This window comes from Microbacterium sp. NPDC087592 (assembly GCF_044743585.1).
Taxonomy (GTDB): Bacteria; Actinomycetota; Actinomycetes; order Actinomycetales; family Microbacteriaceae; genus Microbacterium.
Window position 1 is genome coordinate 2150978 of record NZ_JBIUWT010000001.1, and the last position, 17172, is coordinate 2168149.

The 17172-nt window shown below is 69.0% G+C and carries 24 protein-coding genes and 1 tRNA gene; 13 read left to right on the forward strand and 12 right to left on the reverse strand.

Annotation, left to right across the window (positions count from 1 at the left end; all coding sequences use genetic code 11):
• Positions 1-11: 11 nt before the first annotated feature.
• Genes ACIOTO_RS10210 through ACIOTO_RS10235 form a run of 6 tightly spaced genes read left to right on the forward strand, consistent with a single transcriptional unit; the run spans position 12 to position 3930 of the window.
• On the forward strand, positions 12-1121 hold the full coding sequence (locus ACIOTO_RS10210; RefSeq protein ID WP_400857697.1) for a ThiF family adenylyltransferase: 1110 nt from the start codon (positions 12-14) through the stop codon (positions 1119-1121).
• Positions 1118-2344, forward strand: coding sequence for a gephyrin-like molybdotransferase Glp (glp, locus tag ACIOTO_RS10215; RefSeq protein WP_400857698.1), 1227 nt, complete (start codon positions 1118-1120; stop codon positions 2342-2344). The genes ACIOTO_RS10210 and glp overlap by 4 nt, the downstream gene beginning before the upstream one ends.
• Positions 2341-2814, forward strand: coding sequence for a cyclic pyranopterin monophosphate synthase MoaC (gene moaC, locus ACIOTO_RS10220; RefSeq protein ID WP_400857699.1), 474 nt, complete (start codon positions 2341-2343; stop codon positions 2812-2814). Before glp ends, moaC begins: the two co-directional genes overlap by 4 nt.
• Positions 2811-3419 carry a molybdenum cofactor guanylyltransferase gene (locus ACIOTO_RS10225; RefSeq protein WP_400857700.1) on the forward strand — a complete coding sequence of 203 codons (609 nt, stop codon included), beginning with the start codon at positions 2811-2813 and terminating at the stop codon, positions 3417-3419. Before moaC ends, ACIOTO_RS10225 begins: the two co-directional genes overlap by 4 nt.
• Entirely contained in the window at positions 3416-3697 is a 282-nt protein-coding gene (locus tag ACIOTO_RS10230; protein WP_400857701.1) for a DUF6457 domain-containing protein, read from the forward strand. The genes ACIOTO_RS10225 and ACIOTO_RS10230 overlap by 4 nt, the downstream gene beginning before the upstream one ends.
• Positions 3697-3930 carry a MoaD/ThiS family protein gene (locus ACIOTO_RS10235; RefSeq protein WP_400857702.1) on the forward strand — a complete coding sequence of 78 codons (234 nt, stop codon included), beginning with the start codon at positions 3697-3699 and terminating at the stop codon, positions 3928-3930. Before ACIOTO_RS10230 ends, ACIOTO_RS10235 begins: the two co-directional genes overlap by 1 nt.
• A 3-nt stretch (positions 3931-3933) precedes the next feature.
• Here the strand turns inward: ACIOTO_RS10235 and ACIOTO_RS10240 are convergent, their stop codons facing one another.
• Genes ACIOTO_RS10240 through ACIOTO_RS10250 form a run of 3 tightly spaced genes read right to left on the reverse strand, consistent with a single transcriptional unit; the run spans position 3934 to position 5656 of the window.
• On the reverse strand, positions 3934-4368 hold the full coding sequence (locus ACIOTO_RS10240) for a molybdenum cofactor biosynthesis protein MoaE (protein ID WP_400857703.1): 435 nt from the start codon (positions 4366-4368) through the stop codon (positions 3934-3936).
• On the reverse strand, positions 4365-4841 hold the full coding sequence (locus ACIOTO_RS10245; RefSeq protein WP_400857704.1) for a molybdenum cofactor biosynthesis protein B: 477 nt from the start codon (positions 4839-4841) through the stop codon (positions 4365-4367). Before ACIOTO_RS10245 ends, ACIOTO_RS10240 begins: the two co-directional genes overlap by 4 nt.
• 38 nt (positions 4842-4879) lie before the next feature.
• Positions 4880-5656: a hypothetical protein gene (locus tag ACIOTO_RS10250; protein WP_308737270.1), complete on the reverse strand. Its 777-nt coding sequence runs from the start codon at positions 5654-5656 to the stop codon at positions 4880-4882.
• Between the two features lie 142 nt (positions 5657-5798).
• Here ACIOTO_RS10250 and ACIOTO_RS10255 point away from each other — a divergent pair, with 142 nt between their 5' ends.
• Together ACIOTO_RS10255 and ACIOTO_RS10260 are read left to right on the forward strand one after the other, a co-directional pair.
• A complete protein-coding gene (locus ACIOTO_RS10255; protein WP_400857705.1) occupies positions 5799-6845 on the forward strand; it encodes a hypothetical protein in 1047 nt (348 codons plus the stop codon).
• A gap of 51 nt (positions 6846-6896) precedes the next feature.
• Positions 6897-6987 (forward strand) — tRNA-Ser (locus ACIOTO_RS10260).
• A 93-nt stretch (positions 6988-7080) separates the two neighbouring features.
• Here the strand turns inward: ACIOTO_RS10260 and ACIOTO_RS10265 are convergent.
• A complete protein-coding gene (locus ACIOTO_RS10265; protein ID WP_029262414.1) occupies positions 7081-7539 on the reverse strand; it encodes an Lrp/AsnC family transcriptional regulator in 459 nt (152 codons plus the stop codon).
• A gap of 93 nt (positions 7540-7632) precedes the next feature.
• Between ACIOTO_RS10265 and ACIOTO_RS10270 the strand changes: the two genes are divergently transcribed.
• Both ACIOTO_RS10270 and ACIOTO_RS10275 read left to right on the forward strand, forming a co-directional pair.
• Positions 7633-8052, forward strand: coding sequence for a rhodanese-like domain-containing protein (locus ACIOTO_RS10270; protein ID WP_029262413.1), 420 nt, complete (start codon positions 7633-7635; stop codon positions 8050-8052).
• 22 nt (positions 8053-8074) lie between these two features.
• Complete coding sequence (locus ACIOTO_RS10275; RefSeq protein WP_400857706.1) at positions 8075-8428, forward strand: cupin domain-containing protein; 354 nt, start codon at positions 8075-8077, stop codon at positions 8426-8428.
• A gap of 106 nt (positions 8429-8534) precedes the next feature.
• Here ACIOTO_RS10275 and ACIOTO_RS10280 read toward each other — a convergent pair whose 3' ends face one another.
• Positions 8535-9074, reverse strand: coding sequence for an RNA polymerase sigma factor (locus tag ACIOTO_RS10280; RefSeq protein ID WP_400857707.1), 540 nt, complete (start codon positions 9072-9074; stop codon positions 8535-8537).
• Positions 9074-9655, reverse strand: a complete 582-nt coding sequence (locus ACIOTO_RS10285) for a hypothetical protein (RefSeq protein WP_400857708.1) — start codon at positions 9653-9655, stop codon at positions 9074-9076. The genes ACIOTO_RS10280 and ACIOTO_RS10285 overlap by 1 nt, the downstream gene beginning before the upstream one ends.
• 183 nt (positions 9656-9838) lie before the next feature.
• Here ACIOTO_RS10285 and ACIOTO_RS10290 point away from each other — a divergent pair, with 183 nt between their 5' ends.
• Positions 9839-9973 (forward strand): hypothetical protein, encoded by a 135-nt coding sequence (locus ACIOTO_RS10290; RefSeq protein ID WP_258134285.1) that lies wholly within the window; start codon positions 9839-9841, stop codon positions 9971-9973.
• 19 nt (positions 9974-9992) lie between these two features.
• Here ACIOTO_RS10290 and ACIOTO_RS10295 read toward each other — a convergent pair whose 3' ends face one another.
• The 6 genes from ACIOTO_RS10295 to ACIOTO_RS10320 all read right to left on the reverse strand — a co-directional run bounded on the left by ACIOTO_RS10295 (position 9993) and on the right by ACIOTO_RS10320 (position 15823).
• Positions 9993-10655 carry a response regulator gene (locus ACIOTO_RS10295; protein WP_400857709.1) on the reverse strand — a complete coding sequence of 221 codons (663 nt, stop codon included), beginning with the start codon at positions 10653-10655 and terminating at the stop codon, positions 9993-9995.
• A complete protein-coding gene (locus tag ACIOTO_RS10300; protein WP_400857710.1) occupies positions 10652-11815 on the reverse strand; it encodes a sensor histidine kinase in 1164 nt (387 codons plus the stop codon). Before ACIOTO_RS10300 ends, ACIOTO_RS10295 begins: the two co-directional genes overlap by 4 nt.
• A gap of 71 nt (positions 11816-11886) precedes the next feature.
• Positions 11887-12690 carry an ABC transporter permease gene (locus tag ACIOTO_RS10305; RefSeq protein WP_400857711.1) on the reverse strand — a complete coding sequence of 268 codons (804 nt, stop codon included), beginning with the start codon at positions 12688-12690 and terminating at the stop codon, positions 11887-11889.
• Positions 12691-12715: 25 nt separating this feature from the next.
• On the reverse strand, positions 12716-13624 hold the full coding sequence (locus ACIOTO_RS10310; protein WP_400857712.1) for an ABC transporter ATP-binding protein: 909 nt from the start codon (positions 13622-13624) through the stop codon (positions 12716-12718).
• A 127-nt stretch (positions 13625-13751) separates the two neighbouring features.
• Positions 13752-15092, reverse strand: a complete 1341-nt coding sequence (locus tag ACIOTO_RS10315; protein WP_400857713.1) for an FtsX-like permease family protein — start codon at positions 15090-15092, stop codon at positions 13752-13754.
• Positions 15089-15823, reverse strand: coding sequence for an ABC transporter ATP-binding protein (locus ACIOTO_RS10320; protein ID WP_400857714.1), 735 nt, complete (start codon positions 15821-15823; stop codon positions 15089-15091). Before ACIOTO_RS10320 ends, ACIOTO_RS10315 begins: the two co-directional genes overlap by 4 nt.
• Positions 15824-15962: 139 nt before the next feature.
• On the opposite strand from ACIOTO_RS10320, the gene ACIOTO_RS10325 reads away from it, so the two are divergent.
• Together ACIOTO_RS10325 and ACIOTO_RS10330 are read left to right on the forward strand one after the other, a co-directional pair.
• Positions 15963-16541: a hypothetical protein gene (locus ACIOTO_RS10325; protein ID WP_400857715.1), complete on the forward strand. Its 579-nt coding sequence runs from the start codon at positions 15963-15965 to the stop codon at positions 16539-16541.
• A gap of 4 nt (positions 16542-16545) precedes the next feature.
• The gene (locus ACIOTO_RS10330) at positions 16546-17172 is read left to right on the forward strand and encodes a hypothetical protein (protein WP_400857716.1); all 627 of its coding nucleotides are present in this window, start codon (positions 16546-16548) and stop codon (positions 17170-17172) included.

The window sequence follows — 17172 nt, forward strand, 5'->3', positions numbered from 1 at the left end:
AGCCTGAGCGCATGCCGCTGCCTCCGCTCGTCGAGCCCGTCGCAGCACTCAGCGCCGCGGAAGCACAGCGGACCGCGCGGCACCTCGTCCTCGCCGATCTGGGGGAACTCGGGCAGCGACGGCTGCGCGCGGCTCACGTCGCCGTCGTCGGCGCGGGAGGGCTCGGATCCCCTGTCGTGCTCGCGCTCGCCGCAGCCGGTGCCGGCACCCTCACGGTCATCGATGATGACGTGGTCGAGCTCTCGAACCTGCAGCGTCAGGTGCTGCACCGTCTGGCCGACGTCGACGCGCCCAAGGTCGACAGTGCGGTGCGCGTCGCGGCGGATCTCGCGCCGGAGACGACCGTTCGTCCCGTGCGCGAACGACTCACCGCGGCCAATGCCGAGGCGCTGTTGTCCGAGGCCGACCTCGTGATCGACGGGTCCGACACGTTCGAGACCCGCACGCTGGTGGCTGCGGCCTGCGAGCGGCTCGGGGTGCCGCTGGTGTGGGGTGTCGTGCAGGAGTTCGCGGCTCAGGTGACGGTGTTCTGGTCGGCTCCGCCCGAGGGAGTGCCGCCGGTCGTGCTGAGCGACCTGTACCCGCCCGAGGGGGTCGGCGAACTGCCGAGCTGCGCGGCGGTGGGAGTGCTCGGGGCACTCTGCCTCCAGGTGGGTTCGGTGCTCGCGATGGAGGCCATCAAGCTCATCGCCGGCATCGGGGAGCCGCTGTTCGGTCGCGTGCTGCTGATCGACGCGCTGCGGGGACGGATGAGTGAGGTTCCGCTGCGCGGGCGCGCGGAGACGGCCGGTGCGGCGACGGCCAGCGAGGCGACCTCGGTTCCCGCGCGCCCGGCGGTACCTCACGTCGCCGCGGACGCACTCGACGACGAGGTCGCCGCCGGGGCGTTCCTGCTCGATGTGCGCGAGGCGGATGAGGTCGCCGCGGGGGCGATCCCCGGCTCCCGGCACGCGCCGCTGGCGGAAGTGCTCGGTCGTCCCGAGGCATTTTCCGCAGAGGGCCGGATCGTCGTCGTGTGCCAGCGCGGACTGCGGGCAGCGCGCGCTGCGGCAGCCCTGCGGGACGCCGGGGCCGATGCGGTGGTGCTGACCGGCGGCATGGACGCCTGGAGCGCGCGATGAGCGGCATGCGCACGGTCGAAGAGCAGCTCGCCGTGGTGCTCGCCGCCGTGCGGACTCGTCCGGCGGTCACCCGGACTCTGGACGAGGCCGTCGGCTTCACGCTGACGGAGCCTGCTCGCGCGCAGAACCCCGTCCCCGTGTTCGACAACTCCGCGATGGACGGCTTCGCGGTGCATTTCGCCGACGTCGCCACGGCATCCTCGGAGCGACCGGCCGTGCTGCGCGTCGTGGCGGACGTCCCGGCGGGCAGCGCGGAGGATCCACCACTCGCTCGGGGCACGGCCGCCCGCATCATGACCGGCGCTCCGGTGCCGGCTGCGGCCGACACAGTCGTGCCTTTCGAAGACACCGTGGGTGGCCTCGCCGACTCCCTGGGCGAGATCCGGGTGTTGCGCGCGCCGGCGGCGGAGGGCGCGCATGTGCGGCGGGCGGGGGCGGATGCCGCGGTCGGCGCCGTCGTGCTCGAGCCTGGATCGCTGCTCGGCGCCCGGCAGCTGGCCGCACTGGCATCCGTCGGCATCGCTCGGGTCGCCGTCGCCCCGCGGCCGCGGGTGGCCATCGTCTCGACCGGCGCCGAGCTCGTCCCGCCGGGGGAGCCGCTGGCCCGAGGGCAGATTCCGGAATCGAACGGGCTGCTGCTCGCCGGGCTCGTAGCCGAGGCCGGGGCCGAGGTCGTGTTCCGGGAGGTCGTCGGTGACGATGGTGCAGGTCCTGCCGCGGCCGTGGCCCGTGCGACCGCGCTCGGGCTCGATGCCGTGATCTTCTCCGGGGGCGTGAGCGCCGGTGCATACGAGCCGGTGCGGCAGGGGCTGAGCGACGCGATGGAGTTCGTGAAGGTCGCGATGCAGCCGGGCAAGCCCCAGGGGTTCGGGGCGACGGCTGAGGGGATGCTGCTGTTCGGCCTGCCCGGTAATCCGGTGAGCGTGGCCGTCTCTTTCGAGGTGCTGGTGCGGCCGGCGTTGCTGCGTCTGCAGGGTCGCCGCGATATCCAGCGCCCACGGAGACGTCTCGCCGCGGGCGTCGGGTGGCGCACCCCTCCCGGTCGTCGTCAGTATCTGCCCGCCGTGATCGACGCGGAGGGCCGCGTGCATCCGGCGACCCGCGGGGGATCCGGCTCGCACCTCGCGGTCGGCCTCGGGGCCGCCACCGCCTATGCCATCGTCGCCGCCGAGACCGAACAGGTCTCAGTCGGCGACCTCATCGACGTGCTGGAGCTGTCATGACCTTCACCCACCTGGATTCGGCCGGCCATGCGCGCATGGTCGATGTGACCGAGAAGCAGCCGACCGTGCGGGCCGCGACCGCGGCGGGTTTCGTGCGCTGCGCGCCGGAGACGGTCGCCCTGCTCCGTGACGGCACCGTGCCCAAGGGTGATGTGCTCGCGGTGGCGCGCATCGCCGGCATCCAGGCGGCCAAGCGCACGCCCGAACTGCTGCCGCTCGCACATGTCATCGGCGTGCACGGCTCGGTCGTCGACCTCGACATCGAAGACACCGGGATCCGGATCAGCGCCACCGTGCGCACGGCCGATCGCACCGGGGTCGAGATGGAGGCGCTCACCGCCGTCTCGGTCGCCGCTCTCGCCGTCGTCGACATGATCAAGGGTGTGGATCGCGCCGTGACGATCGAGAACGTGCGCATCGTCGCCAAGGAGGGCGGGCGCAGCGGGTCCTGGCGGAGGCCCGGGGAGTGACCACGTCGCCGCACGCCGGGGTCGGCGCCGTGCTGCTCGTCGGCGGCGAGGGTCGCCGGATGGGCGGCATCGCGAAGCCTCTTCTCACGGTGGAGGGGCGATCGCTGTTCGCCCGCACCGTGGAAGCGCTGGTCGCAGGCGGGGTCGGGCCGATCGTGGCGGTCGGTCCGGTGCTCGAGGAGTCGGCCGACGTGGTCTGGACCAGGGAGGAGCCGCCGCTCGGCGGTCCGGTGGCGGGGATCGCGGCAGGACTCGCGCGGATGCCGGCGGAGAGGGTGCTGATCCTCGCCGGGGACCTCGCGCGACCGGATGCGGTCGTGCACGGATTGCTCTCCCACCGCGCCGATGATGCGGGGGCAGCGGCATCCGTCGACGGTGTCGTGTTCTCTGCAGACGGGCAGCCGCAGTGGCTGGCCGGCCTGTATCGCACGGCATCGGTCCGCGGCGCGCTCGACGTGATCACGACCGACCGCGATGCCTCCGTCCACGCCCTCCTCGGCGGTCTCGCCATCGAGTGGGTCGTCGACCAGGAGGGGACCACCGCCGACATCGACTCGCCCGCCGACCTGGCTCGCGCACGACAGGAATTCGAGGAGACGCCATGACCGAGAACAGCCGCACTCTTCCTCCGGAGGCGCTCGACGCCTGGGCAGCCGAGCTGCGCGAACGATTCGACCTGGGTGAGGAGGATGTGCCGGTCGGGCTGATTCTCGACCTCGCCCGAGACGTCGCAAACGGGGTCGCGCGCCCGGCTGCGCCGTTCAGTGCCTTCGTCGCCGGTCTGGTCGCCGGTCGCGCCGGCGGTGCGCCCGACGATGTGCGGGCTGCGGTGGCGGCGATCGTCGAGCTCGCGAACGCGCATGCCGCGGAGGGGCAGAGCTGATGGCGACGGTGCGCTACTTCGCGGCCGCGGAGGATGCGGCGGGGCGGGCGAATGAGCCCACGGATGCGGTGACCCTCGGCGCGCTGCGGGCCGAGCTGGTGGACGCGCATCCGGCACTCGGAGCGATCCTCGACCGCTGTGCGCTGCTCGTGGACGGCGCCAGGGTGGACGACGACTTCGCGCTGGCGGGGGTGGGGACCGTCGACGTGCTGCCTCCGTTCGCCGGAGGCTGAGGCTCAGCCGCCGATACCCTTCCAGGCGGTGGTGCCGTCGGCCTCGACCTGACGCTTCCAGACCGGGAGCTCGCGCTTGATGGCCTCGATGATCTCGCGGCACACCACGAACGCCTCGTCGCGATGTGCGGCGGAGACCGCGACGACGACAGCGGCCGAGCCGACGGGCAGGCGGCCGATGCGGTGGCTCACGGCGACGATCGCCTCTCCGCTGACACCTGCGGCGACGGCGCGTTCGGCGAGGTCGCGAAGGATGCGCTCGGCGTCGGGGTGCGAGGAGTACTCGAGGGCGACGACCTCGCCGGCGGCATCCGGGTCGTGGTCGCGGACGCGTCCGAGGAACGTCGTGACCGCGCCCGCGCGGGCGTCGTCCACCGCGGCGAGGTGCGCATCGAGAGACAGGGCCGTGTCGCTGATCGCGGCAAGGGTGACGGTCATCGGTGGTCCTCTCCGTCGAGCTGGGCGATCACGTGCTCCGCGACCGACAGGATGATCGGCATGCCGTCGGCGACGCCGCCGGGGGAGCCGGGCAGGTTCACGATCAGCGTGCCCTGCGCGGTGCCGGCGAGGCCGCGGCTGAGCATCGCGGCGGGGAACCTCGCGGCCCCCTGCCGCCGCAGCTCTTCCGGGATTCCCGGGAGCTGGCGCTCGAGCACGCGTGCGGTGCCCTCGGGGGTCTCGTCGCGCGCGGCGATGCCGGTGCCGCCGGTGGTGACGATGAGCCGCAGACCGCGGGCGAGGAGTCCGCGCAGCGCCTGCTCGACGGCATCCGCGCCGTCGGGGATGATCACAGGGTCGGCGCAGTCGAACCCCGCGTCGCGAAGTGCGGCGACGGCGAGGGGACCGGCCGTGTCGGCGCGGGTGCCTGCCGCACCGCGATCGGACACGGTGAGCACGGCGGCGGAGGTCATAGGCCGAGGGTAGCGTCGGGCGTTCCGGACACGAGCGGTCAGACGCTCATGTCGACGGGTGGTTCCATCACGATGCCCTGCGCTTCGAAGGCGCGGCGGCGCTCCTCGATGCGGCGGTGCAGCTCGACCTGCGCGTCGTCGACGAACTGAGGGTCGAGGTCGACGGTCGGCGGATGCGGGTCGCCGTGGTTCGCGGCGATGTACGCGTCGAGCTCGGGTCCGCTCGTCCACGACGTGATGAGGGCGTAGCGCGGGGCGGTGCCGCGGTGCCAGACCGCGTGCCAGAAGCGCTGGGTGTCGACGATGATGCGCGAGCCCGCGCGCAGCGGCAGGCGGATCTCGGTCGCCGGGTCGAAGCGGTCTGAGCGCAGGATCAGCATCGACTCGGTGTCGTCCGAGAGGTTGAAGAACCCGCGGACCACCCACCCGGTTCCCTCTTCGTTGAGGCGGTTGTTGTCGTCCTGATGCAGGTTGTAGATCGCGTCGGCGTACTCGTTGGGCTGCAGCTCGATCACGCGGCAGCGGCCGATGCCGGAGCCCGGCTCCTGTGCCCGGCGCTGGAGCGTGGGGGCGATCGCGATCTGCGACTCGACCCAGACGCCGTCTTTGTCGGCCCGCGGCGGGGTGTGGTTCCAGAAGCCGTTGCAGTCGACGTCGCCCGCGTAGCTGGTGAGCGGGGCGAAGCGCGTGATGCCCGAGGAGCGCCACCCGACGTACTCCAGATCGAGCCATTCGGCCGGATCGGCGGCCGACGTGTGGTCGTCGAGGACGACGTAGCCCGTCTCGGCCAGTGCCTCGGACGTGATGAAGCCCATGATGAGTACCCTTCCCGTCATCGCTGCCCCCACAGGCGGCGGGTTCTTAGGCAATCCTAACCCGCATCTCCCGCTCTCGCGGAGGGATGCTGCCGTGCAAAAGCGCGAGGGTGCCGGTCCTGCACGCCGATACTCTGAGGGCATGACTCAGCCGCAGGGCGCCCTCCTCGTGGGCAGTGTGAACTTCGACGACGCCGAGACCACGATGCGCACGGCGGCAGAGCTTCTCGGTGACCGACTTCGCCGGATCCCGGACGGTGAGGTGGGCAAGCGGTTCCACTGGATCATGTTCCAGCCCGACGTGATCGGCCGGGCCGACGGCATCGAGCGCATCGGCGACGAGCCCATCCCGTTCCCCGCGGGGATCGACGCGCGTGGCCTGCGCATTGCCGAGGGAGTGGATGCCGCGAGCATCGTGCTGCCGCAGCTCGGCTACGCCGCCGCTGCGATCGAGTCGTACGCCGTGTTCGCGCGTCTCCGCGCTGAGGGGGCTGTGCCCGCCGGCATCCGATTCCAGGTGTCGCTGCCGACCCCGCTGGCCGTGATCTCCTCGTTCTTCCACGGCGACGATCGGGCCGCGATCGAACCCGTGTACACCGCCGCGATCCTCCGGGAGCTCGCCGAGATCCTTGCGGCGATCCCGCACGAGGACCTCGCCGTGCAGTGGGACGTCGCGAGCGAGATGGGGATCATCGAGCGCGCAGCCGGCTACGGCGCGGTGATGGAGGCGTGGTGGCCCGGCGACCCGTTCGACGGTCTGGTCTCGCGCCTCGCCGCCCTGGTCGACGCCGTGCCCGCAGACGTCGAGGTCGGCGTGCACCTCTGCTACGGCGACGCGGGGGAGAAGCACTTCTTCGAGCCGACGGATGCTGCGAACCTCGTGCGCTATGCGAACGCCGTGGCCGCGGCATCCGCCCGCCCACTGACGTGGCTGCACCTGCCCGTGCCGATCGCTCACGACGATGCCGCCTACTTCGCGCCGCTCGCCGACCTCGCGCCCGTGAACGAGCTGTACCTCGGGCTCGTGCACCGGGAGGACGGCGCGGAAGGGGCCGCGCGCCGCATCGCCGCAGCCACTCCGTATGCGGCCGAGTTCGGCGTCGCGACCGAGTGCGGCATCGGCCGCGCACCCGCCGGCTCGACCGACGTCATCCTACGCACCCACGCCGAGGTCGCCGCCGCCTGGTGACCCGCATCGCTCGATTCGCGCGCTCGCCCCGCGTCGCGTAAGCTATTCCGCGGTGACGTGTCCGAGCGGCCGAAGGTGCAACTCTCGAAAAGTTGTGTAGGGTAACCCCCTACCGTGGGTTCAAATCCCACCGTCACCGCCACCACGAAGGCCCCGACTCCCTTGTAAACACTGGGAGGCGGGGCCTTTGTCATGCGCCCGACCCACGCGCCGGGGCTCGTGAATCGGGCGCCCGTCACGCGGGGATGATGTGCCGCGAGGGAACCGGGCTGGAGTAGACGACATTGGTCGTCACACCGCCGAGTGTGGCGAGACTGCCCGTGATGCGCTCCAGGTCTCGCATCGATCGGGCGAGGACCTTGATGATGAAGCAGTCAGCGCCCGTGACATGGTGAGCCTCGACGATCTCGGGGAGATTGTCGACGAGGTCGTGGAACGGCTTGTAGTTACCCGAGGGATAGGCGAGTCGTACGAATGCCGTGATCGTGTAGCCGAGCGCTTCGGGGTCCACCGTGATGGAGTAGCCGGTGATGACACCAGCGTCGGTGAGGCGGCGCAAGCGGTCCGCGGTCGCACTGGGCGAGAGGGCAACTGCCCGCGCGAGCTGCGCGACACTCATCCGTCCATCGTCCTGCAATGTCGCGATGATGGCGTGGTCGGTCTTATCCAGATCCAACCGTGAATTCGCGGGCATGCGACCAATTCTACCGTTGGAAGCGGCGTCGCGACGGGCATACGCCGTCGAACATCTCTTCACCTGCCGCTGTCTGGATGTTTCGATTGATCCATGACCCTCTCCCTCTCCGCGGCCGACTTCTTCGCCGCCAAACTCGCCTTCGAGATCGACCCCTCCGACCTCGCAGCCGACCGCGCGGCCGGTACCGCACCGCTCGTCATCGACACCCGGTCGGCCGCATCCTGGAGCCAGGGTCGCATCCCCGGCGCGGTGCACATCCCGAACGCGGAACTCGAGGGGCGCATCGCCGATCTCGCCCCCGACAAGGGCACTCCGATCGTCGTCTACTGCTGGGGTCCGGGCTGCAACGGGAGTACGCGCGGAGCGCTGACCCTGGCAACCCTCGGCTACTCGAACGTGCGTGAGCTCATCGGCGGTTTCGAGTACTGGGCCCGCGAGGGCCTGTCCACCGTCAGCGACAACGGCCGCGGCCGGCTCGAGCCCGATCCGTTGACCGCCCCTGTCGCCTGAGCGCGTCTGCGAGGATCGGAAGATGCGCCAACCCGTCGACGTCTCGAACGCTGATCACTATGTGTGGGGCGAGGTCGCCGATGGGTGGCGATTGCTCGACAGCCCCGGACTGTCCGTGATCGAGGAGCGAGTGCCGGCCGGTGCCGGCGAAGAGTGGCATGTGCACGACACTGCCACGCAGTTCTTCTACGTGCTCGAGGGAACGCCTCAGATGCAGACGGCCGAGGGGGTCGTGGAACTCGCCCCCAGACAGGGCGTCGATATCCCGCCCGGACTCGCGCATCGATTCTTCAATCCAGGGGACATGGAGACACGATTCCTCGTGATCAGCTCGCCGAACACCCGAGGAGACAGACGGCCCGTCGACGCGGTGTGAGGCATCTGCCGCTGGGCAGCCTGACGTCGGTCCTGTAGGTATCTGCGGCGACCATGGTGGTCGCAGCGCATGGCGTCCGCCCAGACCCCGGGGGCGGCCGGAACTCCTAGGAGTCAGATTCAAGGGCCAGGTCGGCCCGCAGCTTCGCGCGTGCCCGTGAGTACTTGCTGCGGACGGTCGCCGGCTTCTTGCCGAGGATCTTCGCTGTTTCTGCAAGGGAGAACCCGTCCCAGTGGACGAGCTGGATGATCTCGCGATCACCCGCCGGAAGTGCCTCGAGTGCTTCCCACACGTCATCACGCACGGGGCGGGCATCGCCGCTGACGAGTGCTTCACCCGTGAGTCTGTCGCTGAGCTTCCGCCTGCGGGAGAGGGCGCGTCGGTGGTTGGCCAGGACGTTCCGGGCGATCCCGAACATCCACATCCGGGCTTCGATGTGGTCGGGCGGCATGGCGTCGATCTTGCGCCACATCGTGAGCAGGACCTCGCCGGTGAGGTCGGCCGCATCGTCGGTGGAGACGACCCGTCGAGCGAAGTAGCCGAACAGTGCACGTTTGCTTTCATCGATCAGGCGAGGAAGGTCGAGCCTGTCGTCGCTCCACATCGATACCAGTGCTTCGAGGGGCTCCTCAGGACGGCCGGGCATCAGTGCCGCACCCATGTGCACGTCGACGTGCCGGCGGTGCCGATACCGGGTGCGTTGATCAGCTCGAACGGGATCTCGTTCCCGATAGCGGTGACGATGCCTGTGGACACGGTCGTCCGGTCGAGGTCCTCCTGGGTGAGCTCGGGAGCCACGTCAGGGTCGCCGACAGAGTCCGGGTTCTTCTCGCCGAGGTCGTAGCCGCGTTGGCCGATACCGGTCCAGTCATGCGAGGCGATCCATTCCTTCGCCTCGGTGACGTCCGTGCCATCCCAGGACGTGACCGCGAGCGAGTACGTGCACTCCACCGTCTTACCCTCATCCGTGACGTAGGAGATCGGGATGACGACGTCCGGGGTGAAGCTCGGGGCGATGTAGACGGCTGCCGCAGTCGCGATCGCTCCGACGCCCAGAAGTGCAGCCACGACCGCGGCGACGCGGACACCACGCCGGCGACGCGGAGGCCGCGCGGGCTGCTCTGCGGCATTCCTGGCGACGCGGTCGAGCATCGCGTCAAGGACTTCGGGCGACTCCGCCCACTTGTCGTGTGGAGTGAGCAGCCGGTTGAGCTGTGTGTCGTCCATGGGTTTCCTCCGATGATCCGTTCACCACTGCTCATGTCCGATCATCGCCGAAGTGTTGCATCGGGGAAGAACCTCGGGAGTCGCGCGAACTATCCGTGCCGTCGCGGGTTGGCAGGAACCCAGGGCCTCAAGTCCGTCGCTCGGGGGATGCTCGCGAGCATCCGGTTTCGTAGCGTGGATCCCATGGATATCGCTTCGATGATCATGGGGGCCTCGATCGTCTCGATCGCGTGGATCGCCTTCTGGCCGTGGGCGCAGCTGAAACGCCTTCGCGAGCTCGAGGCGAGTGCCGCCGTGGACCCCGATCAGGAGTCGTAGATTCAGCCGGAAAAGGGTCTCACAGCACCTCGAGCTTGTACGCGAGGATGACCGCGTGCACGCGGTCCCTCAGGTAGAGCTTGGCGAAGACGCGGTTGACGTGGGTCTTCACCGTCGCCGGAGTGAGGTGCAGGCGCTCACTGATCTCCGGATTGGAGAGCCCTGTGGCGATCGCGAGGAAGACGTCGTATTCGCGAGGAGTGAGACGGTCGAGGGGTGAGGGCGGGCTACCGGTGACCGGAGTCGCGTCGCGCTTCACGTAGTGGTCGATGAGTCGTGTCGTGATGCGCGGTTCGACGACACTGTCGCCCGCGGCGACGGTGCGGACGGCCGCGGTGAGTGTTTCCGGCGTGGCGCTCTTGAGGAGGAAGGCACTCGCACCTGCATGGAGCCCGCCGAAGGCGTACTCGTCTATGTCGAAGGTCGTGAAGACGATGACCTTGATGCGGGAGTCTTCGGTCGTGATCAGTCGCGTGGCTTCGATGCCGCCGATGCCGGGCATGCGCACGTCCATGAGCACGACGTCGGGGCGCAGCTCCGCTGCCAGGGCGACAGCCTCTTCGCCGCTGCCGACTTCGGCGATGACCTCGATGTCGTCGGCACTGTCGAGCACGAGCGCGTTGCCCATGCGCACGAGGGGCTGGTCGTCGACGACCAGGACGCGGATCGGTGGCGGAGTCATGAGGGATCGGCTCGGCTTTCGTCGTCGAGGTGCAGGGTCGCGGTCGTTCGCCATCCGCCGGTGGGGAGTCGTCCGCTCGCACTGGTGCCCGAATACGCGGCGGCACGTTCCGCGACGCCGCGGAGCCCTCTGCCGCTGCCCTGGCTCGGTGCCCCGGCTGCGGGCGCGTGTCCGTCGTCGGTGATCGTGAGGGCGACCTGGACCCCGTCGGATTCGAGTCGCACCTCGACGCGGGTGGCTCCTTCGGCATAGCGCAGCGCGTTCGTCAGGCCCTCTTGAACTATTCGGTAGACGGTGGTCGCCAGGGTGGGGTCGTGCGGGATGGCGCTTCCGACGCGGACCAGGTGCACGGGGAGTCCCGCAGCGCGGAAGACGTCGACGAGTTCTTCCAGGTCGGGAAGGTTGTGGCCGGAATGATGCAGTGCTTCTGCGAGCCCTGCATCGTCATCGCGGAGCAGGTGGAGGATGCGGCGCATGTCGCTGAGCGCGGTTCTTCCGACATCGCTCAGGTTCCGCAGCGCGGTTGCGGAACGGTCGGGATGCTTCTGCCACCCGGTCGATGCGCCGTCCGCGAGGGCGATCATGATCGAGATCGAGTGGGCGACGACGTCGTGCATCTCGGCGGTGATCCGGTTCCGTTCGCTGACCCGCGCGTTCTCCAGTCGCTGTTCGACGAGCGCCGCGTGTGATTCCTGACGTTGCCGGCGGTTCTTCACGGCGAGCCCCAGCGACAGCGCGACGAGAGCGAGCGGATCGAGGAACAGCGGTGAGAACGACACCCCGTTTGTCAGGAAGAGCGCGAAAGCACTCAGCGCCGGAAGGCAGACGCCGATCGCGTACCCGAGGGCGGCGCGCGGAAAGGGGCGAGTGGCGGCGACGGTGTAGAGCGCGAACGCGAACGGGAAACTCAGCGCCCCGACGCCGGGGAGCACCCACACGGCGGCGGCGCCGACGCACACGGTCGCGCAGAGTGCGAGCAACGGTGATCGGCGACGCCAGAACAGCGGTACGGATGAGACGACGGCGATCAGGGCACCGGGCCAGAGCGGACCCTGCCCGGCCAGGGCGAAGGCGAGAACCTGCAGCGCGACGGCGGCGATCACCACCAGCACGTCGACGACGAACGGGTGTGATGTGAACCAGCGCATCTTCTCGAGCATCCGTCCTGCGTGCTGTTCCTTCTGCGGCATCGGGGCGGCGGCCCGGAGCTCGGACCGCCGTCCGCATGCGGTCATGCGTCCCGGCGTCTGAGCACGATCGCGGCTGCGGCGAACAGGACGACGGTCCAGGCCAAGAGTACGAGATAGCCGCCCCAGGGCCCCATCGGGTCGGTTCCGAGGGGCGCCAGAAGAAGCGACCCGGACTCGATCGGGAAGAATCGGGTGATCTCGGTGCCGTACTCGGAGAACATCTGCGGGATCACCGGCACGATGACCAGGAACACGATGGTCGTCAGGACGGCCGCGACCACGTTTCTGATGAGCGAGCCGACGGCGATGCCGATGATGCTCAGCGTCGCCAGGTAGAGCCCAGATCCGAGGATGAGGCGGATCGCACCAGCGGTATCCAGCGGATAGCTGTAACCACCGCCGGCGAGGATGGTCGGCGCGATCGCGAATCCGATGCTCGAGCTGACCACGCCGATCACGAAGGACACGGCGGCGATGATCGCGGCCTTCGACACCAGGGCCGGAACCCGCTGGGGGACCGACAGGAGCGTCGTCTTGATCTGACCCGAGCGGTACTCGTTGGTCACCATCAGGGCGGCGAGGACCGCGAGGACGACGCCGACGTATCCGGTCTTGTCGACGATCATCTCCGCGTAGGCCTCGTAGTCGGCCTTGGGCGAACCGCGGTCACGGAACACATAGGCCAACGGCATCGCGATCCCGTTCGCGATGAGCAGCAGCAGGGTGAATCCGGCCAGGGCGAAGTTCGAGGTGAGGCCCCGGAACTTGATCCATTCCGAACGGATCGCGCCGAGGAGGTCGGTGTTCCTTCCGGTGGCCTTCACCGGCTCGGTGAGAGTGGTCATCATGGTCCTTTCTGCGGTGCGGATCTCAGCGCCCGGTCGAGGCATACTCGACGGCGTCTCGGGTCAGCGCGTTGTAGGCGTCTTCGAGGGTCTGGCGTACAGGCGTCAGCTCCGTCAGGAGGATCCCGGCTTCCTGCGCTGCCCGAGCGATCTCCTCCGCGGTGAGTCCGTCGATCTCCAAGAGCTCCAGCTCCGAAGAGGTGACCGTGACGCCGGCGTTCGCGATCCGGTTGCTCAATGCGGCGGTCTCCGTGGTGCGCACCCGCACTCTGGTCTGCCCGCCCGCCGTGAGAGCGTCGATCGGTGAGTCCGCGATGATCTCGCCGCGTCCGATGATGATGACGTGGTCGGCGATCAGTGCGAGCTCGCTGAGCAGGTGCGACGAGAGGAACACGGTGCGCCCCTCAGCGGCGAGATCACCGAGCAGGGTTCGCACCCAGGTGACGCCTTCGGGGTCGAGACCGTTCACGGGTTCGTCGAGGATCAACGTCGACGGGTCGCCCAGCAGCGCGGCGGCGATGCCGAGCCGCTGGCCCATGCCCAGCGAGAACCCGCCCACCTTCTTCTTCGCCACCGACGTCAGTCCGGTCGCGTCGAGCACCTCATCGACCCTGGCCCTCGGGATGTGATGGGTGGCCGCGATGGAGGCCAGGTAGTTCACCGCCGTGCGGGACTTGTGGGCCGATCTCGCGTCGAGCAGAGCGCCGACCTGCTGCAATGGTGCTCGGTAGGAGGCGTACTGCTTCCCGTCGATCAGTGCCTGCCCCGAAGACGGGCGGTCGAGTCCGACGATCGAGCGCATCGTGGTCGACTTGCCCGCTCCGTTCGGCCCGAGAAATCCCGTGACCGCACCCGGCTGAACCGTGAACGACACGTCTCGCACGGCATAGCGATCGCCGTACCGTTTGCTGAGATTCTGAACCTCGATCGTCATTGCGTCTCCTTCGATCCAGCGTCCATCGCTGACCTGTTTCCAGGCTAGAAATTCGCACTCCGCCCGCCCGCCAACCAGGGGTTGATCTTCGAGGTCCACCGACGGATGGGGGCGTCCGGAGGAGGGCCTACAGAGCCCGGTCGGGTTCGGCGAGGACGCGCCGCAGCAGGGGAGCCGTCGCGACGACACCGAGCTGCACGAGCAGAACGCCGAGCGCGATGCACGCGATGACGGTCGCGATGAACAGAGGGGCGGTGAAGACCGACAGTGCGACCACCGGTGCGAACAGGACGCACGCGGCCACGGCCGGGAAGACCGCCGCGACGAACAGCGGAGAGGCCACGGCGAGACGTCGGGAGCGATTCATCACCCGTGGCGGCATGCCCAACCGGTCGAGGCTGACGTAGAGGGCACGACGTTCCCGCACTGACGCCGCCTGAGTGATGCCGACGGTGCAGGCCACGAGCAGATACGACACGGCCACGGCGGCGATGACGACCGTGCGGATGTCTACGAAGAACACCAGCTGGTCCGCTGCGAGGACGGTGTCGCCGTTCTGCACCATGTCGAGGAAGCCCAGAACCGAGCCCGCCGGAACCGCGATGAAGCTCGCCAATCCCACCCCGGACACCCACCGCCACGCCGCCGCCGGGGACTCCAGCACACCGCGAGCCGCGATCAGGTCTTCAGCCGTCCGGGCGCGAGCGAGCTTTCGCCGTGCGGCCCCGCCGATCAGGAACGGCCCCACGAGATTGAGAACACCCATGACCGCCACGAGCACGACCACGATCGCCGCGGTGATCCCCACAGCGCCCCAGCTCACCGACGTGACCTGCATCAGCGTGACGCCACCGGCGAGCACGACGGCGCCCGCCAGCAGCCGAACCCAGTGGAGACGCGGAGCATCCGTCCGCATCCGAACTCCCAGAGGTGAGATGATCACGCGGCGCAGCCCCACCGCGGCACTGATCGCCGCCACGGCTGTGAGGGCGCAGACCAGAACGCCGAGTGTCCACGCGGGGAGCCACACCTCGGAGAGAGCGGGGCGCTCGCCGGCTATCGGCACCAAGCTGAGCGCGGGGACGAGAACGGCATAGCCGAGCAGGCCGGCGATCGCCCCAGCCGCAGCGAGAAGAGACGCCTCGATCACGGCGAACCCACGGACCCACGTCGATGACGCACCCAGCAGGCGCAGCACCGCCAGGCGATCTTCTCGTCGACGGGCGGAAAGCTGAGCCGCCGATGTTCCCAGAGTGCCGGCGGGCACCACCAGCACGGCGACCATGGCCACCGCCAGGATGTTGTACTGACCGAAACCGTCATCCGAGGCCATCCAGAACAACCTCGCCAAGGCTGCGGCCAGATACGTCACCGCTCCGATGATCGCGAAGGCCACCACTGGCAGCGTCACCGCGGAAGCGTCGCCGCGCGAGGGACGCACGAGCACGGCCAGCGCCCGCAGTCTCATCGGGACGCCTCCTTGGCGGCATCGATTCGTCCGTCGCGGAGGCGCACCACCCGATCGCACCGCGCGGCGACATCCTCGTCATGCGTCACCACGACCAGGGATCGCCCCTGCCCCGATGTCGCCGCCAGAAGTACCCCGAGAACATCCGACGCCGTGCGCGAATCGAGCGCCCCGGTCGGTTCGTCGGCGAAGATCACGCGGGCGTTCGTCGCGCGTGCGCGGGCGATGGCGACCCGCTGTGCCTGTCCGCCGGAGAGCTGGCCGATCCGGCGGTCTCCCAACCCGCCCAGGCCCAGCTCCGCGAGCAGACTCTCGGCGGTCCGCTCGGCATCCGCCCGACCTGCGCCGTTCAACAGCAGAGGCAGAGACACATTCTCTGCGGCGGTCAACTCCGGAATGAGCAAGCCCTCTTGGAAGACGAAACCGAACTCCGTCAACCGCAGGGCGGAGCGCTCACGATCCGCCATCGCCGCCACATCCACCGCGCCCTGCTCGGTGTGCAGCATCACCGTGCCGGAGTCGGGGCGGATGACCCCGGCCAGCACGAGGAGCAGCGTGCTCTTCCCCGATCCGGATGCCCCCATGATCGCCACGGCTTCGCCGTCCAAGATCGTCAGCGAAACCCGGTCGAGCGCGACCGTCGAACCATAGTGATGGGTCAGGTCGGTCGCACGGAGGCGCGGTATTCGGTCACGGCTGTCGACGTCGTGGGCGTGATCTGATGCGTGCATGGAGCACACGCTAAGAGGCGCCGGCTCACGCGAATACCAACCACGGGTTGAGGTCTGCGGCTCCCTCGAGGTCGGCTAGCGTGGTGCGCATGCCTCTCCGCTCAGATGTCTCCCACAGCCACGCCGAGGGCGCTGCCGCATGAGCAACGACGTGTGGTTCCTCGCGGCGAACGCCTCGTTCGACGAGTTCGTCGCCGCATTCCAGCCGGGCGACGCCGGGCGTGACTTCGGTGAGGGGCAGACCCTGCTGCACCGCGCTTTGACCAACGGTGACCTCTCGGCACGCGTGGCGATCAGTTCGTTCCTGCTCGACGAGGGGGCCGATGCCACCGCCCTCTCCGGGGTCGGTGGCGAGCGGAACACCGTGCTGCACGCCCTGCTCGGCCGGGGTGACCACGACGTGCCGGCGGAGGTGCCGTTGCTGCGCCGGCTCATCGAGGCGGGTGCCGACATCAATCACTTCTCCGGTCGGTTCCGCACCCCGCTGCTCACGATCGCCCGTCAGGCGAAGTTCTCGGATGCCACTCTGGCGCCGTTCTACGACGTGTTCTTCGAACAGCCGCACCTCGACCTGCGGGCAACGGCGAAGGATGGGCGCTCGGTGTACGAGAGCATCCAGCTCATGCGCGAACCGCATCGTTCCGACCTGAAGCGCCGTGCGGCCGCCTACCTCGCAGAGCGCGGCCAGCACGCACCCGAGACCCCAGCGAAGGAGTAGATGGATGAGCATGCGGCCCGCCGACATCATCACCAGCGCGGTGAAAGACACCCTGAAGCCGTATCTCCTGGAGAAGGGGTTCGAAGCGGATGGAACCACCAAGTTCCGACGTTCGGTCGGTGAGACGGTCCAGACAGTGGAGATTCAGCGCCATGGCGTCGGCGGGGGTCAAGGCTTCGTGTATCTCAACGGCATCATCCACCTGCCGGCGATCAGCGAACTCCTGGCTGGGGTGGATAGCAGGCCACGCCCGAGTAATTTCATGTTCCGCCCCCACAACGTCGATCGGAACCTCCCCGAGGCGATCACCATCACCCAGGAATCCGACCCGGCCGACATCGGTGCGGTGGGGGTTCGCGGTATCGACGCGTTGCTCGGCAGGATGAACGAATTCACGACGACGGCCGATGCCGTCGACTATCTCTCCGGGAAGAAGCTCTCCGTTTTCGAGGGCGTCCTCGCGTGGTACCTGCAACACGATCAACTGGACCGCGCCCAGGCTTTCGTCACAGGGCTCCACGAGTACTTCGGTGCTCAGCCGCGGTGGGAGAAACTCGCGGGGATGCTCGACGCCGTCGCCGCGCACATCTCTCCGGAAACGCCCTGGCGAACCTGGCTCGTCACCCCGTGA

Bases quoted from the DNA above. Each gene is read 5' to 3' on its own strand.
- ACIOTO_RS10275 (WP_400857706.1), top strand. From the start codon at position 8,075: ATGCGCCAACCCGTCGACGTCTCGAACGCTGATCACTATGTGTGGGGC.
- ACIOTO_RS10230 (WP_400857701.1), top strand. From the start codon at position 3,416: ATGACCGAGAACAGCCGCACTCTTCCTCCGGAGGCGCTCGACGCCTGG.
- ACIOTO_RS10310 (WP_400857712.1), bottom strand. From the start codon at position 13,624: ATGACGATCGAGGTTCAGAATCTCAGCAAACGGTACGGCGATCGCTAT.
- ACIOTO_RS10305 (WP_400857711.1), bottom strand. From the start codon at position 12,690: ATGACCACTCTCACCGAGCCGGTGAAGGCCACCGGAAGGAACACCGAC.
- ACIOTO_RS10245 (WP_400857704.1), bottom strand. From the start codon at position 4,841: ATGACCTCCGCCGCCGTGCTCACCGTGTCCGATCGCGGTGCGGCAGGC.
- ACIOTO_RS10270 (WP_029262413.1), top strand. From the start codon at position 7,633: ATGACCCTCTCCCTCTCCGCGGCCGACTTCTTCGCCGCCAAACTCGCC.
- ACIOTO_RS10210 (WP_400857697.1), top strand. From the start codon at position 12: ATGCCGCTGCCTCCGCTCGTCGAGCCCGTCGCAGCACTCAGCGCCGCG.
- ACIOTO_RS10325 (WP_400857715.1), top strand. From the start codon at position 15,963: ATGAGCAACGACGTGTGGTTCCTCGCGGCGAACGCCTCGTTCGACGAG.
- ACIOTO_RS10280 (WP_400857707.1), bottom strand. From the start codon at position 9,074: ATGCCCGGCCGTCCTGAGGAGCCCCTCGAAGCACTGGTATCGATGTGG.
- ACIOTO_RS10295 (WP_400857709.1), bottom strand. From the start codon at position 10,655: ATGACTCCGCCACCGATCCGCGTCCTGGTCGTCGACGACCAGCCCCTC.
- ACIOTO_RS10315 (WP_400857713.1), bottom strand. From the start codon at position 15,092: ATGAGACTGCGGGCGCTGGCCGTGCTCGTGCGTCCCTCGCGCGGCGAC.
- ACIOTO_RS10290 (WP_258134285.1), top strand. From the start codon at position 9,839: ATGGATATCGCTTCGATGATCATGGGGGCCTCGATCGTCTCGATCGCG.
- ACIOTO_RS10285 (WP_400857708.1), bottom strand. From the start codon at position 9,655: ATGGACGACACACAGCTCAACCGGCTGCTCACTCCACACGACAAGTGG.
- ACIOTO_RS10240 (WP_400857703.1), bottom strand. From the start codon at position 4,368: ATGACCGTCACCCTTGCCGCGATCAGCGACACGGCCCTGTCTCTCGAT.
- ACIOTO_RS10255 (WP_400857705.1), top strand. From the start codon at position 5,799: ATGACTCAGCCGCAGGGCGCCCTCCTCGTGGGCAGTGTGAACTTCGAC.
- ACIOTO_RS10265 (WP_029262414.1), bottom strand. From the start codon at position 7,539: ATGCCCGCGAATTCACGGTTGGATCTGGATAAGACCGACCACGCCATC.
- ACIOTO_RS10250 (WP_308737270.1), bottom strand. From the start codon at position 5,656: ATGGGCTTCATCACGTCCGAGGCACTGGCCGAGACGGGCTACGTCGTC.
- ACIOTO_RS10235 (WP_400857702.1), top strand. From the start codon at position 3,697: ATGGCGACGGTGCGCTACTTCGCGGCCGCGGAGGATGCGGCGGGGCGG.
- glp (WP_400857698.1), top strand. From the start codon at position 1,118: ATGAGCGGCATGCGCACGGTCGAAGAGCAGCTCGCCGTGGTGCTCGCC.
- ACIOTO_RS10330 (WP_400857716.1), top strand. From the start codon at position 16,546: ATGAGCATGCGGCCCGCCGACATCATCACCAGCGCGGTGAAAGACACC.
- ACIOTO_RS10320 (WP_400857714.1), bottom strand. From the start codon at position 15,823: ATGCACGCATCAGATCACGCCCACGACGTCGACAGCCGTGACCGAATA.
- ACIOTO_RS10300 (WP_400857710.1), bottom strand. From the start codon at position 11,815: ATGCTCGAGAAGATGCGCTGGTTCACATCACACCCGTTCGTCGTCGAC.
- moaC (WP_400857699.1), top strand. From the start codon at position 2,341: ATGACCTTCACCCACCTGGATTCGGCCGGCCATGCGCGCATGGTCGAT.